This window comes from Bradyrhizobium sp. Cp5.3 (genome assembly GCF_000426265.1).
Taxonomy (GTDB): domain Bacteria; phylum Pseudomonadota; class Alphaproteobacteria; order Rhizobiales; family Xanthobacteraceae; genus Bradyrhizobium; species Bradyrhizobium neotropicale.
Window position 1 is genome coordinate 1 of record NZ_AUFA01000003.1, and the last position, 15,694, is coordinate 15,694.

The 15,694-nt window shown below is 62.8% G+C and carries 18 protein-coding genes; 10 read left to right on the forward strand and 8 right to left on the reverse strand.

Features of this window, described 5'->3' with window-relative positions:
• Positions 1-476 precede the first annotated feature (476 nt).
• Positions 477-716: a hypothetical protein gene (locus K289_RS0105235; protein ID WP_027550532.1), complete on the forward strand. Its 240-nt coding sequence runs from the start codon at positions 477-479 to the stop codon at positions 714-716.
• A 1,108-nt stretch (positions 717-1,824) separates the two neighbouring features.
• Here the strand turns inward: K289_RS0105235 and K289_RS0105245 are convergent.
• A complete protein-coding gene (locus K289_RS0105245) occupies positions 1,825-2,574 on the reverse strand; it encodes an FkbM family methyltransferase (protein WP_027550534.1) in 750 nt (249 codons plus the stop codon).
• 234 nt (positions 2,575-2,808) lie between these two features.
• Between K289_RS0105245 and K289_RS51415 the strand changes: the two genes are divergently transcribed.
• The gene (locus tag K289_RS51415; protein ID WP_198024661.1) at positions 2,809-2,946 is read left to right on the forward strand and encodes a hypothetical protein; all 138 of its coding nucleotides are present in this window, start codon (positions 2,809-2,811) and stop codon (positions 2,944-2,946) included.
• Between the two features lie 24 nt (positions 2,947-2,970).
• Here the strand turns inward: K289_RS51415 and K289_RS52820 are convergent, their stop codons facing one another.
• The 3 genes from K289_RS52820 to K289_RS0105265 form a co-directional block, all read right to left on the reverse strand.
• On the reverse strand, positions 2,971-3,123 hold the full coding sequence (locus tag K289_RS52820; protein ID WP_371260792.1) for a hypothetical protein: 153 nt from the start codon (positions 3,121-3,123) through the stop codon (positions 2,971-2,973).
• Positions 3,108-3,299 (reverse strand): hypothetical protein, encoded by a 192-nt coding sequence (locus tag K289_RS52825; RefSeq protein ID WP_256379985.1) that lies wholly within the window; start codon positions 3,297-3,299, stop codon positions 3,108-3,110. The genes K289_RS52820 and K289_RS52825 overlap by 16 nt, the downstream gene beginning before the upstream one ends.
• A gap of 204 nt (positions 3,300-3,503) precedes the next feature.
• Positions 3,504-3,671, reverse strand: coding sequence for a hypothetical protein (locus tag K289_RS0105265; protein WP_245283845.1), 168 nt, complete (start codon positions 3,669-3,671; stop codon positions 3,504-3,506).
• Positions 3,672-4,136: 465 nt separating this feature from the next.
• Between K289_RS0105265 and K289_RS0105270 the strand changes: the two genes are divergently transcribed.
• The 3 genes from K289_RS0105270 to K289_RS0105280 all read left to right on the forward strand — a co-directional run bounded on the left by K289_RS0105270 (position 4,137) and on the right by K289_RS0105280 (position 6,840).
• Positions 4,137-4,436, forward strand: coding sequence for a hypothetical protein (locus K289_RS0105270; protein ID WP_027550537.1), 300 nt, complete (start codon positions 4,137-4,139; stop codon positions 4,434-4,436).
• A 67-nt stretch (positions 4,437-4,503) separates the two neighbouring features.
• Positions 4,504-5,475 (forward strand): SDR family oxidoreductase, encoded by a 972-nt coding sequence (locus K289_RS0105275; RefSeq protein WP_027550538.1) that lies wholly within the window; start codon positions 4,504-4,506, stop codon positions 5,473-5,475.
• Between the two features lie 249 nt (positions 5,476-5,724).
• Entirely contained in the window at positions 5,725-6,840 is a 1,116-nt protein-coding gene (locus K289_RS0105280) for a S9 family peptidase (RefSeq protein ID WP_027550539.1), read from the forward strand.
• Positions 6,841-6,859: 19 nt separating this feature from the next.
• Here the strand turns inward: K289_RS0105280 and K289_RS0105285 are convergent, their stop codons facing one another.
• On the reverse strand, positions 6,860-7,366 hold the full coding sequence (locus tag K289_RS0105285; protein ID WP_027550540.1) for a MarR family winged helix-turn-helix transcriptional regulator: 507 nt from the start codon (positions 7,364-7,366) through the stop codon (positions 6,860-6,862).
• 408 nt (positions 7,367-7,774) lie between these two features.
• On the opposite strand from K289_RS0105285, the gene K289_RS0105290 reads away from it, so the two are divergent.
• Positions 7,775-9,331: a porin gene (locus tag K289_RS0105290; protein WP_027550541.1), complete on the forward strand. Its 1,557-nt coding sequence runs from the start codon at positions 7,775-7,777 to the stop codon at positions 9,329-9,331.
• A 280-nt stretch (positions 9,332-9,611) separates the two neighbouring features.
• On the opposite strand, the gene K289_RS0105295 is transcribed toward K289_RS0105290, so the two are convergent.
• From K289_RS0105295 to K289_RS0105305, 3 genes are all read right to left on the reverse strand, one after another.
• A complete protein-coding gene (locus K289_RS0105295; protein ID WP_027550542.1) occupies positions 9,612-10,091 on the reverse strand; it encodes a GcrA family cell cycle regulator in 480 nt (159 codons plus the stop codon).
• A 73-nt stretch (positions 10,092-10,164) separates the two neighbouring features.
• Entirely contained in the window at positions 10,165-10,362 is a 198-nt protein-coding gene (locus K289_RS0105300) for a hypothetical protein (RefSeq protein ID WP_007603456.1), read from the reverse strand.
• 202 nt (positions 10,363-10,564) lie between these two features.
• Entirely contained in the window at positions 10,565-11,506 is a 942-nt protein-coding gene (locus K289_RS0105305) for an acetamidase/formamidase family protein (RefSeq protein WP_027550543.1), read from the reverse strand.
• A 175-nt stretch (positions 11,507-11,681) separates the two neighbouring features.
• On the opposite strand from K289_RS0105305, the gene K289_RS0105310 reads away from it, so the two are divergent.
• Genes K289_RS0105310 through K289_RS0105325 form a run of 4 tightly spaced genes read left to right on the forward strand, consistent with a single transcriptional unit; the run spans position 11,682 to position 15,680 of the window.
• The gene (locus tag K289_RS0105310) at positions 11,682-12,449 is read left to right on the forward strand and encodes a YdcF family protein (protein ID WP_035684090.1); all 768 of its coding nucleotides are present in this window, start codon (positions 11,682-11,684) and stop codon (positions 12,447-12,449) included.
• A gap of 55 nt (positions 12,450-12,504) precedes the next feature.
• Positions 12,505-13,287 (forward strand): DUF169 domain-containing protein, encoded by a 783-nt coding sequence (locus K289_RS0105315; protein WP_027550545.1) that lies wholly within the window; start codon positions 12,505-12,507, stop codon positions 13,285-13,287.
• A 9-nt stretch (positions 13,288-13,296) separates the two neighbouring features.
• The gene (locus K289_RS0105320; RefSeq protein WP_027550546.1) at positions 13,297-14,475 is read left to right on the forward strand and encodes a trans-acting enoyl reductase family protein; all 1,179 of its coding nucleotides are present in this window, start codon (positions 13,297-13,299) and stop codon (positions 14,473-14,475) included.
• Positions 14,476-14,504: 29 nt separating this feature from the next.
• Positions 14,505-15,680, forward strand: coding sequence for a trans-acting enoyl reductase family protein (locus K289_RS0105325; RefSeq protein WP_027550547.1), 1,176 nt, complete (start codon positions 14,505-14,507; stop codon positions 15,678-15,680).
• Positions 15,681-15,694: the final 14 nt, after the last annotated feature.

A 15,694-nucleotide genomic window follows, 5' to 3' on the forward strand; every position in this document is an offset into this window, starting at 1 on the left:
GATCAACCCCGTTGCCCACGTCACGAGGGCCGCGTAACATTCATTCCGGCAACGTCGGCCCGACCTAGTTCAACAGCGATCGGGACATCCCCCCGCTGGCTGGCGGCTGGAAAAATCCCGCAGCCGCGTAAGCTTGGTCACCTGAACCGGTGGCTTGAAACCGGTATCACCTCAGTCAAAGTGATGCGCGGAACCGATGTCGTGTGTGCGTGGGCCGCGCCGGTACGATGACACGGCGCCTCAAGCGCGCCCGGCGCGGACACGCCACATGGGACACCACGATGGGCGGTCGGGAATACGTCAGCCCGGGTTCTTTTGAACGAAGGCTACCAGAGCTAGTTTATCTAAATCACCGGCCAAGGCTCTGGCCTAGGCGTCGGGCTTTCTACGTGCCACGCGACCTTTTTGCCTTCGATCCGCAACAGCCGCCGCATCTGGATCATTCCCGGCACCACGCCATAACATCACAGTCACCGATGGACGAAATCGCCCGCTACCTCGCCGACCTCGATCGCGTGCTGCTCAAGAGCCCGCGACACCTGAAGCGCTTCATGCGCTCGCGTAGCTTGAAGCCGCCCTCCAGCGACGAGCTTGTGGAGCTGACGTTCCACAAGGCCATCACCGCGAGCCGGTCGCTGCCGATCGAGTACCGGCGCAAGAGCAAGGCTTGGCTGATCGAGCGCGGCTATGAGCCGCTCGATGACGGGGAGCTATGAACGTCGAAGTGATCACGTAGTAACGCCGCCTCAGTTGGAGGCCTCGTGTTCGTGGTTCGTTAAATCAACCCGCCCGGCGCGCTTAGCATCAAGGCGCGAACTCGATAATTTCTTCGCCCGCCAAATCGGTTTCAGTTCCAAAGATCACATCGAAGTGGCCCCACGCAGGCGCATCCGCGCGTCAGATTTTTGGACCGCCTCTAGCGGATCAGCACTGCGATGGCGGCCATAAACCCCAGCACCAGAATGGTGCCAGCCGCGAGGGCAATTAAATCGACCGAAGGGTTATGAAGGTGAAGGCGCACCGTAGCCTCCTCGCGTATTGTCCTGCATCAGGCCCCGCCGCATTGGGGCGTCTAGGTGGGGTGCGACGATGGGACCACGCGGCCGAAGGGGAGGGCCGCGCATTAGGCAACGGTCGCGGTGGTGGTCGGTTCCAATCCGATGATTTGTCGTTAACCGGACGGCCATCGGCCTCGGGCGCGCCGCGGACGCTGGACAGTCATCAACGCCGCGATGGCGATGATTCCGATGGCGTCGACTACGAGCGTGTAGGTCTCCAACAGTCGCTCCCTCGTATGGGTGCCCAGCGTCCGCAGCCTAATCGATTTTACCATCGCCCCTCGGTTCGCTTTGCGACATAGCCCAGGCATCTGCGCCCGCAGGAAAATTTTCCCTGGTCTAAGGCCGCCTCAGTTGGCGGCCTTTCATTTTGGCTTGCCCAGTCTGGTGCTGTCCTAATTAGGACACCCGAGAATCCGAATTAGGACCTCAGAATTTAGTACCTTTTCCGTTTTACGGGCATAGAGTTAGCAGGCGGACCGGACTAATCCAGCCCCACTGTCCGGGAAGCAGGCGGCCCTACCGCGCGCCCCCGCGAGGCGGGGTCGCTGCACGATGGCCAATAAAAACGCCGCCCGCTTAAATTGAACGCGGGCGGCGGTTTATCCAGCCCCGAGAGGGAAGACGCAAAATCTCGGTAACGGCTAGTCTACCAGAATTAACCTCTGGTTCACCAAGATTTAGGAGCGAGGGTTAAGGCTCATCGTTCAAACAAATAGGTCTTAGCGTCCTCTAGGGCCGCCCCTGTTGCGACACGCCGACGGCGTTACCGAGGCGCGAAAAGGAAGTTGTTGCAATAGCCTTCCTTCTTCCAAAACCACTCGCCATCCCGGCGTTGGTGAATGGCCTCAGCGAACATTGAGACCGGCAGCAACCGTCCGGCGGACACAAAGCGCCCCTCATACCCACGCGATTGCAGGAAGGAGAGCACGGTGCTCACCGATGCGTCGCCAAGGTGGCGCCCCTCGCACTCGAACAGCAAAAGCGGCCTGTCTCGATCGAGTATCCGCGTGGCGCCGCGGAAAACATCGAGCTCGGCTCCCTCGACGTCGACTTTCAAGAAGGACACCCGCTCCGATGCCGGAAAGAAGTCATCAAGCGCGACCACTGGAACGGTCGCCTTGGTGAATGCGAGGTCGGCCACGGCGAACCGGTTGAGCGAGGCGCCCGGCTGATGGCCGTCCGGGATGAAGAGTGGAAGAAGGCCCGGTGCCGCAGAGACGGCCTTGGCTTCGACCTGGACATTGTGCAGGCCGATCGAGGCACAGGTGCGCGCGAGGCGCGCGGCCAGATCTATTTGCGGCTCGAAAGCAACCACGCGGCCGCCGCGGCACCAGCGCGACAACCAAAGGGTAAAGCTTCCCTTGTTCGCGCCGATGTCGCAGGCGATCCCGGCCCGATGGGCGATGTGCGATCGAACAATCGAAAGCTCGGCCCTGTGATCCCGGAACCGTGTCTTGAGAGACCGGACGAAAAAACGAGAGATTTCGGCGAGGGATGCCCCAGCGTCATCCATTGGTGGTGCCCCCTAAGTTGCAACCCGCATGCATGTCACGAATTCATTTGCCACAATAAATAGAAGCGCAACCGGTTTCGGTGGCCTTTGGTTTGGTCTTTGCCACAAAGACAACGAGTGCCGCGCCTGGGAGACGAGGGCGCTGATTGAAATGATTTCGTTGGATCCAATATTCGGCGTCTGGACTCAATGTTCTCGTTATGTTCTAGTGATGATGATCCTTGGAGGTGACTCATGGACATCGAGAAGCAGCGTGAAGTGATACGGCTCTGGAATCAGCTCAGGAAGGTCGAGGGCCCGGCGGCGGAAGAACTCCGCATCCAGATCCTCGAGGCCTTTGCGGAGCGGGGCAAGACGAAGCGAGCCGCTTGAGTAGCTCGAACGGGATATTGGGGGTTAGCGCAGATACCTGACCACCATCCGCGTCGTCTCATCAACGAGGGTCCTGACCACCTTGTCCGACAGCGTGTCGGTCTGGTTCAGGACCGCGTTGTGCGCGACCGCCTCGATCGCGCTGACGCAGACGAAGGCCGCTAGCTCCGGATCGATCTAGCGCAGCTCCTTGCCGCGGCTCTCGAGGTAGGCGCGGACGAGTGCGAGAATCTCGCGTTGAAGGCCTCGACATCCCTGAGCTGTCCAGTGCGCGGGATCTGCTCGGCAAGCACGCGATGCAGCTTCGGGTCGATGCGGTGCGCCGCGACCGCGACCGCAACGAGTTTGCGCACGGCCTTCTCGATCGGCAGCGCGATCGCCTCCGCGAGTGCCGCGCGGACGATGGTGGCCTAGCGGCCGGCGCGATCGCGATCAGAACGGAGCGGTCTGTCGGGTGACGTGACGGCATCGACCGCCGCGCGGCGGCGAGATGGGGCCGTCTCCCCTTGAAGCCCCTTGGGGCGTTTCCTCCGACCCGGATTCTTGCGGGCCTAAGCTTATGCGTGGCCCTTGATCTCGTAGTGGCCGGGCACGCATTTGTAGCGCTCGATGCGCCAGTTGACGTGATAGATCGGATGCTCGCCCATCCATTTCGCAAGGCCTGCCTGTGCGCCGGTCGCGCACTGCATCATCGAAATCTCGGGCGTCATGTTGCTATCGGTCACGATTTCCTCGACGCAGCTGCCTGAGGCAGCCGCGCCAAGTCGGCAGAGTACTGCTACGACGGTCACAAACATGCATGTCACCTCTCGGGTTGTTTCAGGCCACGAGGAAGATGCAAGCGGAGTGCCACAGCCTGTGTCTGCGGTGACACGCCGGCCATGCGGACATGAGCCAGCTTCCAGTCCATTTGACGATTCGGATCGCAAAGGAATGCCTCTCAACCCGAAGCCGGACAAATACGGGGAGGCCACAGGAATGAGCGTTCGTGAGAGCTGCGTCGCGGGGACTGTGCTTCTTGCGGACAGCCGTCAGGCTCGATGCTGCGGATACCCGCCAAAAGAGTAGGCCGCCACGAATGATCAGGAAACGCGAGGGTCCACGTGGAAGTAGGTCCGACCGGGACCTGATGGCTGTGACGGTTGAGACGGTGAGGGGACGCATTCCAGTGATCGCCGGCATCATCGCCGATGCCACGCGCGCGCCGCGGCAAGCTGGTGCGCGACATGAATGTCGCCGCGCTTCAACAGTTCGCAGACCCCGTGATGATGGCACCCGACAAGCCGATCTCCCGCGCCGTCGGTGCGTTGATGGATTCCTCCTGCACGCTCGGTGCTCATGGCTCGATCGCCGCGATCCACAAGCGGCTCTTGACGCTGTGGAACGCGATCATTGTCGACAATAGTCCGCCTGTCGAAATAACCGATGGTCCGATGCCGCGCCGATCCGCTTTTACCTGCGGATGCGGCGCTGCTACATTTTACGCGTGATCCGGCACGGCCCGTGCGGACGCAACAGGACGAAGAAACAAACCGATAAGGGAGGGGCAGACGTCCCATGAAGGATTTTGCAGGAAAGATCGCCGTCGTCACCGGGGGCGGAACGGGGATGGGGCGCGAGCTCGCGCGCCAGCTCGTGGCCGAGGGCTGCAACGTCGCGATGTGCGACGTCTCGGAGGCCGCGATGGCCGAGACCAGGCGGCTATGCGAGGCCGAGAAGCTGCCGCAGGGCCTGCGTGTCACGACGCATGCGGCCGACGTCTCGATCGAGGATCATCTGACGCGCTTTCGCGACGAGCTCGGCGAGCAGCAGATGACCGACAGGATCCATCTCCTGTTCAACAATGCCGGCATCGGCGGCGGCGGCAGCCTGTTCACCAACACGCGCGAACAGTGGGAGCGCACCTTCAACATCTGCTGGGGCGGCGTCTATCTGGGGGTGCGCACCTTCCTGCCCATGCTGGTCAAGGCTGACGAAGCCCATATCGTCAACACCGCCAGCGTCAACGGCTTCTGGGCCTCGATCGGCATGAACCAGGCGCACACCGCCTACAGCTCGGCGAAGTTCGCGGTGAAGGGATTTACCGAGGCGCTGATCAACGATCTTCGCCTGCATGCCCCGCACGTCAAATGCTCGGTGGTGATGCCCGGTCACGTCGGCACCTCGATCGTCTCCAATTCGCGCAAGGTGCAGAGCGCCGACGGCTCCGAGCGTCTCAACTCCGACGAGGTCGCGCTGACGCGCAAGCGCATGGTCGCGGCCGGCGTGCCAGATGCTGACAAAATGGCGGACGAGGACATCCAGGCGGCGTTCGCCGAGCGTGCTCGCAGCTTCCTCGAGGACGCGCCGACGACCGCCGCGGAGGCAGCGCGAACCATTCTCGACGGGGTGAAGGCAGAGAGGTGGCGTATCCTGGTCGGCGAGGATGCGAAGCGTCTCGACGAACGCGTGCGCGCCACGCCCGAGCAAGCCTATGATCGCGCCTTCTACGAAAGTTTTACGCAGGAGGTGGGCTGGCGGCTGGGATGAGTCTGCGCGCGAGTGCGCGCGATATAGGAATGATGTTCATCATGGCAAGAGGCGCGCCCGTGAATATCTTTGCCGAATGTCGCGCGCGTGTGTCTTCGTATGAAGAAACGGAATGTCACGCATGCGACATCATCCGTGCGTTCAAGCGATGGTGATCTCAAACGAGCTTCTGTTGAACAGAGCCAGCTTGGTTGTTGAACTAGAATAGTTTAGTCAATCAATCGAAATACCAGCGATGAAGCGCTCACGATGATACCCGCATGCCTCTCCGATGACTGGACCCTGTGGCCGGAGAGGGAGGACCTCTCCGCCGAATTCACGCGGCTGCTGACGGCAGCTCAGGAAGGCGGCGCCACGATCGCGGAATGCCTGCTGATCGCGCGGCGCTTGCGGCGGGGCGATGAATTATCCTGGCATCGCGAGTGGAAGAAGCTCGCGCGGGTCAATCGCCAGCGCGCCGAGGCGGCGTTCGCCGAAGGCCACAGGGCGAGCGCACAGCGTAACTGGCTGCGGGCGATCAACTACTACAGCGCCGCGGCCATGCCGCTCGATCCGGCCGACGATCGTCGCTGGGTCGCGGTGCTCGCGATGCAGGAATGCGCCCGAAGCTATCTCGCTGCGCGCGATCCGGCCGGCGAGGTCGTGACGCTGCCCTGGACGGACGGTCATTCATTGCAGGGTTATTTCCTGCCGCCGCCCGCGGCGAAGGGGCCGACGCCGACCGTGATCTGCATCGGTGAGCCCGGTCATCGCAAAGAAGAGTTCCTGTACAAGCTTGCGCCGCATGCGCGCGAGCGCGGATTGTCTCTGCTTGCGATCGATCTCTTCGGCGAGCAGCGCGACGATTATCTGGACGAGCTGTTGCGCCGGCGCGACCTCGAGAGCTCGATCGCCAGCGCGATGGACTATCTGGCAACGCGGAGCGACGTCGATTTCGGTCGCGTCGCGATCGTCGCCGACGGTTGGGGCTCGTCCTTCGTGGCCCGTGCGGTGCTGCAGGAGCCGCGGCTCGCCGCAGCGGTGTGCGATGGCGGCTTGTGGGACCTTCATGAGCGCGCGTTCCTGGCGAGCCGTTTCGCGATGAGCGATGTGAGCATCGTCCCGGTGCCGCATTCGCCGCTGATGGCAAGCAGCCTCGATTGTCCGGTGCTGATTACAATAGGCGACGAGGGCTGGCTGAAGCCGGAGCGGGCGCGCCAGATCGTCCGGCAATCCCGTCCCGGCTCGCAGGACATCATGCTGAAGGTGTTTTCGTCGGAGGAGACCGGCGCGGCGCAGGCCCATGCCGACAATCCGACGCTGGCCAACGAGTACATCTTCGATTGGCTCGAATCACGGCTCGGGCTGGCCGGCCGGCACATCTAAGATGTCGGCTGCGGCGTCGTCAGAGGTTGTGAGAGATCCGGACGCAGGCCTTTTCCAGGCGCATCTTCAACGTCGCAAGCTTGGCGGTGAATTCGGTCAGCTCGTGCTCGTCGAACTCCTGAAAGACGAATTCGCGGATCGTCTTGTATTGCTCGTTCAGGCTGGCGATGTGCTTCTGGGTCTTCTCGACCAGCGAGAGCCGCACCACCCGGGCATCGGTCGGTGACGGCCGGCGGCGCAAGAGGCCCTTCTTTTCCAGGAGCTTGGACTGGGTGGTGACGAACGACGGATCGACGTGGAGCAGTTTCGAAACCACGTTGACGGGTACGCCGTCGTCCTTGTCGAGGTCGGAGATGGCCATCAGGATCAGCCATTGCGGTCCGCTGATGCCGAGCGTCCTGGCCCAGAACTGTCGCAGCTCCTCGAGGTACATGTTGATCGACGATATCTCCCAGGTGAAGCGCCTGATGATATCCAGATTTCCGATGGAGCGCAGGCGCGCTCCCTCCTTCCTCGTCGCGGACACTGCCTCACTCCCGTGAACTGATTCTTCTGGTCGGTGTCATTGTCATCGACCGCATACTTCACGCAAGTCTGCCCTGACGCAAGTGCAGAGCAAAGTAATTGTGTCACGAAAATTACACAGGTGACCAGCTCAGCGGATTGACTCAAGGGGAAGTGTTGCCCCGGGAGCACAGAGGTAGTGAAACCACAAAGCTGATCTAATAAACTATTTTGATTAATGGAATGGCGCAGGCATATTCGGCTTCGACGGTGGGGGGTACTCAATCGTCCCGTTGCAGGTGGTTCGCCAAGTCCCTCGCGTTCAAGCGGGTGTGTCCGAAGGCGCGAAGCGGCCGAGCGGTTTTAGAGGCGGGGATCTGGGGGGCCTGACGGTCCTGTCTCCGCAAAAATGAGCAACTTGGAGGTTTAAATGAGAGTGGCGAAGAGCCTTTTGCTCGGCACTGCGGCGGGTCTGATCGCCGTCGGCGGAGCCCAGGCGGCCGATCTTCCGGTCAAGGCCAAGGCGGTCGAATACGTGAAGGTCTGCTCGCTGTACGGCGCGGGCTTCTACTACATCCCGGGCACCGACACCTGCGTGAAGCTGGGCGGCTATCTGCGTGCGGAAGTCGCGCTCAACGCGGGCGGCAACTACAACGGCCAGTACAGCAACGTATTCGCGGCGAAGAACCGCCTGGTCAACTACTACTCGATGCGCGCTCGTGAAGATCTCAACATCGACACGCGCACGGCGACCGAGTACGGCGTGGTCCGCACCTATTTCGATGCGGTCTTCACTTGGACGACCGGCAACTATGTCGGCACCGGCAGCGCGACGGGCGCCACCCAGTACAGCGGAACGCTCGGTCTCAACGCCGCCAATAACGGCCTCGTGGGCTCGACCAGCGGCAATGTCAACGGCACCGACGGCAATCTCTCGGGCGGCGCGCTCGGCGTCTATTACGCGTTCATCCAGTTCGCCGGCTTCACGATGGGTAAGTCGGTGTCGCAGTTCGACGCGCCCTGGATCAACTATCCCGGCAACAACTTCGACCAGCTGGTCGGCGGCAGCGGCTCGACCAACGGCGTCAATCAGTTCACCTACACGGCCGATTTCGGTCAGGGCATCACGGCCGCGATCTCCGTGCAGGACCCGACCCAGGTCTACCAGACCGCGATCTGGAACACCGCCGGCATGTCGACCACGGGCGTCCTCGGCGGCGCCTACGGCACGAACAATTTCGGCGGCACCACATCGCCCGACATCGTCGGCATGGTGCGCGTCGACCAGGCCTGGGGTCTGTTCCAGGCCTCGGTCGCAGCGCACGACAACCACGCCGCCTACTATGGCGCGACCGAGGCGACGGGCCATCCGGAAGACAAGTGGGGCTGGGCCGTTCAGCTCGCTCTGTCGATCAAGAACATCCCGACCGGCGCAGGCGACGTGATCAACGTGTCGGGCGTCTTCACCGAGGGCGCGAGCCGCTACAACTTCCAGGAGCTGGCGGCGACCAGCTACTCGATGTTCGGCAGCTCCAATGCCGCCTATCAGAGCATCGGCTTCGCCGGTGTGTCGGATGCGGTGTTCGGCCCGAACGGCAACCTCGAGCTGACCAAGACCTACGGCTTCCGCGGTGCCTACACCCACAACTGGGATCCGTACTGGAACACGGCGCTGTACGGTGCCTGGGCTGCGGTCAGCTACAGCGGCACGGCGAAGGGCCTGATCTGCGGCAGTGCCGCGTTCGCCACCCTGACAGGCACCTGCAACCCGGACTTCAACATCGGCCAGGTGGGTGTCATCACGCGCTGGACGCCGGTGAAGGGGCTGACCTTCTCGGCTGACTTCACCTACAGCCATCTCGACCAGAAGTACTCGGGCTTCATCACGACGACCGCTCTGACGTCGGTCGCCAAGCCCGCGGCTACCTACGAGCTGAAGGACCAGGACACCTACAGCCTGCTGCTGCGCGCCCAGCGCAATTGGTAAGTCCTGACATTCGGATCTGACGCGAGCCCCGGCGGGAAACCGCCGGGGCTTTTTCCAGGGGGGAGACGTTCGGAAAATCCGGCAGCGTCTCCACGCAAGCGACGAAGACGAGCTATGCGATTCGATCGTCTTCAAACTTATTTACTTACCTGAGTTACTAAGCTATATGGCTCTTAGCCGATTACGAAAGTCACGGCTCTTAGCTTCATGCTAAGCCTCCAGAAACCTCCGGCAATGCCCTGCCGGAGGTTTTTAAGTTTTTGGCAGATCGCGGTTCGCCTCAGCCGCGCATCAAGCGCGCGCGTGAATTCGGCCGGTAGGCGAGGCGGCTGTGACCGGCGCAATAGGGCTGGCCATCGGGCGACGCATTGCCACAGAAGCAGAAATCGTCCGCGCCCGGCGTCGAGATCGGCCAGCGGCAGCGGTTCTCGCCGAGCTCCATCAGCGAGCAGCGATTGGCTTCGTCGATTGCCTCCAGGATCACGGGCGGTTCGGCCTCGCCGTAGATCGTGGCGAGCATCTGATATTGCAGTCGCGGCACTGCCTTAGGTGCGCGTGCCGGCGCGAAGCTCCTGTCCTGGAGCTTGCGCTCGTCGCTGGTCCTGCCGCGCGTGAGATTGAGCCGGGAGAGCTTGCCGATCACGGCATTGCGGCTGACGCCGATGTCGGCGGCGATCTCGCGGCAGGAGAGGCCGGCTTCGAAATGTTGTCTCAGGAGTGCAATTCGTTCGTCGGTCCAGGTCGGTGAAAGAGCAGGCATCGGTGACGGTCCCAGGTTGCAGATGATCGCCGGCCGCCGTCCAAGATCCGTCAGCTTCCCTCGCTCCTGCGCCTCACGTCCTGCCATTGTCGCGAATCGACAGCAGCCCGTCCTTGATGGCGAGACGGATGCCTTCCTCGATCAATGTACGTGCGACGCCGGGAACGCTGGTGCCGTGGGTGCCCTGTCTCACCAGTTTTTCGAGATACGTGATGGTCGAGAGCGCCAAGGTAACTGGAATGCGGTCAGTCTCGGCTTTTTCGGTGGCCATGGCCCGAACGCTAGCCTCTTACTCGGATACATAAAAGTAACGATTAAGACTCTATTTAGGTTTGAGCCTGGAAGTCAAATCCGGACCACAGCAGAGCCAGAGGCCGTTGGAATCGCTTGGAAAAATCCTCACGCGCCAGCCGCGCCGCGCGGAGGCTCCGGGCGGCGGACAAGCTGGACAAGGGGAAAGAGGCGGTGCGGGCCTAGCCGTGCACGACCGATTTGGCGATCATGCAATGGATGCCCTTGGAGCCATTGACCGTCTGCGTCACGCGCAAATCGGCGGCCAAGCTGCATAGCGTGTAGGCGTCCGCGCGCGACAGGTTTCGCTTCTCGCCGAGCAGCGCGATCATGTCGCGCAGCGCCCGCACCACGCACTGGTCGAGGTCCGGGTCCATCGCCATGGTCATGTAGTGCGACGGCGTCTCCGCGCGCGGATAGTCGAGCTTCATGTCCTTGCGCAGCGTGAGGCGGAAGCGGCCTTGCAGCGCGGTCTCGATCGCGGTGACGCAGACCTCGCCGTCGCCCTGCACGCCATGGCCGTCGCCACAGGAGAACAGCGCGCCCGGCACGAACACCGGCAGATAGAGCTTCGCGCCCGGGACCAGCTCCTTGTTGTCGAGATTGCCGCCCATCGCGCGGGGAATGAGCGAGGAGATGCGGCCCCAGGCCGGCGGCGGCGCCACGCCCATCACGCCGAAAAACGGCTTTAGCGGCAAATCGAGGCCCCAGGGCAGGCGACCAACCATGCGCGTCCGATCCAGCGGGATGTTGAGGATGCGCGTCTCGTGGAAATCGTCGGGCAGGGTGCCGGACAGCGGCTTGATCAGATTCCAGCCCCAATCCTGCCGGAGCTGAATGTCGAGGATATCGACTTCGAGCACGTCGCCGGGCTCGGCGCCGCCGACCGCGATCGGGCCGGTGAGGATGTGGCCGGGCAGCATGCGTTCGCATTTCGCATGCACGTCGAGCATCTCGGGCGGGACGTGAAAGCGGTCGCGGTCGGGCATCACGTCGGGCCCGCCGCTGATGGTGTCGACCGTGACTTCATCGCCGCTTTGGATCGTCAGCGCCGGCCTGAGTTTCGCCTCGAAGAAGCCCCAGTGGCAGGTTTCGGCGCTCGAATGCAGGTGGTGATGGGTCATTGGCCACGTCCCGGTTTCATCAGAACTCGTCATGCCGGGCTTGACCCGGCAATCGATCCTCTTTCAAGAAGATTTCTGAAGATGGATGGGCCGGTCAAGCCCGCACGTGACCTCATCGATCATTCCAGCGAGGCTCCCCCTGTTTTTCGTCCTGTCCAAGACGCTCGGCGTGGCATTGTTGCCGATCAATTTCATCGTCGAGCTCGGAATTCTATCGCTCATTCTGCTGTCGACGCGCTATGCGGCGCTCGGCCGCAAGCTCGCGGCTACCGCACTGGTTCTGCTGGCGCTCGCTGCTTTCTCGCCGCTCGGCAATCTCCTGCTTTATCCGCTGGAGTCGCGTTTTCCACCGTGGGATCCGTCGCGGGGCGCGCCCGACGGGATCATCATCCTCGGCGGCTCGGTCGATCCGGATTTGTCGGCAACGCATGGTACGCCGATCGTGCGCCACGCCGCCGATCGCATATTGGCACCGGCCGAGCTGGCGCGGCGCTACCCGAACGCGCGCATCGTCTTCACCGGGGGCAACTCCGACCTGATCTCGGGCGACGCCAAGGAGGCCGACTGGTCCGGCATCGCCCTTGAGAATATCGGCATCCCCAAGGAACGCCTGATCCTGGAGCGGAACTCGCGCAATACCTATGAGAATGCGCTGCTCACGAAGCAGCTCGTTGCTCCGAAGCCCGGCGAGCGCTGGCTCCTCGTCACCTCGGCTTTCCACATGCCGCGTTCGGTCGGACTGTTCCGCAAGGTTGGATTTGATGTCGAGGCCTATCCGGTGGACTGGCGGATGGGAGGTCGCGAAGATCTCTTCAGCTTCAGCAATTCGGGCCGTGATGGATTGAGCCGCACCGATGTTGCCGTGCGCGAATGGATCGGGCTCGTCGCCTACCGCCTGATGGGCCGGACCGCCGATTTGCTTCCGGGCCCGCGAAGAGATTAGAAACGAGGACAACACAACAATCACCGGCGCAGCAAACGCCGGGCCGGAGGATGCCATGCAGCAAGCGAGTGCAGAGACGATCGATCTTGCCGGCCTCGTTGCCGATCTCAACAGCCTGTTGCGGCTGAAGACGACGGTGATCGGCATGAAGCTGTTCGCACGCGCCGCCGACATGGAGGCGATCCCGAAAATCCGGCGGCCGAGTTCGATCCACACCACCGACCAGATCGTCAGCATGGCGGCGCGGCTGGGATGGACCGTCGGCATCACCGCGGACGATCTCGTCGGCGCGCAGTGCCGCGCGGTGATCGGCCTTGCGCCGCAGGACGAGAAATGGCTCGCCGGTGAGAATTATGTCGGCGTCTGGCACGGCACGGCGGAGGATGCGCGCAAGCGTCAGGAGGCGCTTGATGTGGTGCCGTTCGGCCAGTATCAGGCGCTCGCGGTCAGCCCGCTGGCGAGCGGCCGGCTCGTTCCGCCCGACATCTGTCTCGTCTACGCGACGCCGGGGCAGATGATCATCCTGATCAACGGGCTGCAATATACCGGCTACAGAAAATTCGAATGGGGTGTGGTCGGCGAGACCGCGTGCGCGGATTCCTGGGGGCGGGCGCTCAAGACCGGAGAGCCTAGCCTGTCCTTGCCATGCTATGCCGAACGGCGCTATGGCGGCGTGCCGGACGAGGAGATGCTGATGGCACTGAAGCCGGAGCATCTCGCCAAGGCGATTGAGGGCATGAAGGCGCTGGCCAGGAACGGCCTGCGCTACCCGATCCCGCCCTACGGTATTCAAAGCGACGTCCGTGCCGGCATGGGCGTGAGTTACGGAAAGAAGTAAGGGTCGCACATGAGCTCTACGAAATTCGACATCGTCGTCTACGGCGCGACCGGTTTCACCGGCCAGCTCGTCGCCGAATATCTGGCGGCGCACTACAAGGGCGACAAGGCACTCAAATGGGCGATGGCCGGGCGCAGCCTCAACAAGCTCAAATCGGTGCGCGACGCAATCGGCGCGCCCGCGGACACGCCTCTGATCGTGGCCGATGCCTCTGACGCGGCATCGCTGAAGGCGATGGTTGAGCAGACGATGTCGGTGATCACGACCGTCGGACCGTATCAGCTCTACGGTGAAGAGTTGCTCGCAGCCTGTGTTGCCACCGGCACGGATTATTTCGACCTCTGCGGCGAGCCGGTCTGGATGCGGCAGATGATCGACAAGCACGAAGCGGCGGCCAAGGCGAGTGGCGCCCGCATCGTGTTTTCTTGCGGCTTCGATTCCGTGCCGTTCGAGCTCGGCGCGTTCTTCGTGCAGGAACAGGCCAAGCGCGTGTTCGGCGCGCCCGCCTCGCGCGTGAAGGGCCGCGTGCGTGACATGCGCGGCACGCTGTCCGGCGGTACTGCGGCGAGCGCGAAAGCGACCTTCGATGCCGTTGCCAAGGATATCAGCCTCGTCGCTATCCTGAACGATCCGTTTGCGCTCACGCCCGGCTTTACTGGCCCGAAGCAGCCGAAGGGCAACAGGTCTATCCTCGAGGAGGACCTGCAGTCCTGGGCCGCACCCTTCATGATGGCGCTGATCAACACGCGCAACGTCCATCGCTCCAACATGCTGATGGGCTTTCCCTACGGCAAGGAGTTCGTCTACGACGAGATGGTCCTGACCGGTCCCGGCGAGAAGGGCGAGGCGAACGCGAAGCGCGTGATGGCAGCCAATGCCGAGAAGACCGGCCCGAGCGCGCCGAAGCCGGGCGAGGGGCCGTCGAAGGAAGAGCGGGAGAACGGGCTCTTCAATTTGCTCTATGTTGCAATCGCGCCGGACGGCCGCATGGTTCGTGCCGGTGTCACCGGCGACCGCGATCCCGGCTACGGCTCGACCTCGAAGATGATCTCGGAATGCGCGATCTGCATGCTGCGTGACACGACCGACGTTGCCGCCGGTTTCTGGACGCCGGGCGCAGCGATGCAGCACAAGCTGATCAAGCGGCTCCAGGATCACGCTGGGCTGACGTTTGCGGTAGAGGCGTAAGGTCCGCGGTCTTGCAGGAAACGTGATCCGTGTCGTCAAAGTTCGACATCGTCGTCTATGGCGCAACCGGATACACCGGCCAGCTCGTCGCCGAATACCTCGCTGCGCAATACATGGGCGACGGCGCGCCGACATGGGCGATGGCTGGGCGCAGCAGAGACAAGCTCGCTTCCGTTCGCGACGCGATTGGCGCACCCGGCGATACGCCGCTGATCCTTGCCGATGCCGCCGACCCCGCGTCGTTGCGGGCGATGATCGATCAAGCCAAGCTCGTAATCACCACTGTCGGTCCATACCAGCTTTATGGCTCCGATCTGCTCGCCGCCTGCGCCGCATCGGGCACCGACTATATGGATCTCTGCGGCGAGCCGATCTGGCTGAAGCAGATGATCGACCGGCACGAGGCGGCAGCCAAGGCGAGCGGCGCGCGCATCATCTTCTCCTGTGGCTTCGATTCCATCCCGTTCGAGCTCGGCGCTTTCTTCGTGCAGGAGGAAGCAAGGCGCGTGTTCGGAGCGCCAGTGCCCCGCGTCAAGGGGCGCGTCCGCGACCTCAGCTGGAAGTTCTCCGGTGGCACTTCGGCGAGCGCAAGGCTCACCTTCGAAGCGGTTGCGCAGGATCTCAGCTTGGTGTCGATCCTCAAGGACCCCTTTGCTTTCACGCCCGGATTCGAGGGGCCCAAGCAGCCGCGCGGCAACAAGCCTGTTTTCGAGGAAGACCTGCAATCCTGGTCCGCCCCGTTCGCGATGGCGACGCTGAACACTCGCAATGTCCATCGCTCCAACATGCTGATGGGATTCCCCTATGGCCGGGATTTCGTCTACGACGAGATGGTGCTGACGGGAGCGGGGGACGAAGGGCAGGCCAACGCGAAGCTCGTCATGGCCGCCAACAGCGAGAAGACTGGCCCCGAGGCGCTCAAGCCGGGCGAGGGGCCGTCGAAGGAAGAGCGCGACGCCGGTCACTACGACCTGCTCTATGTCGCGATTGCGCCCGACGGCCGACAGGTTCGCGCGGCGATCAAGGGAGATCTCGACCCGGGCTACGCATCAACGGCGAAGATCATCTCCGAATGCGCGATCTGCCTGTTGCGCGATGCGACGGATGTCCCGGCCGGCTTCTGGACGCCCGGTGCGGCCATGCAGCACAAGCTGATCAAGCGCCTAGTCGATTACGCCGGGCTGACGTTTGTGGTGGAGAAGTAGCCGCAAATTGTAGG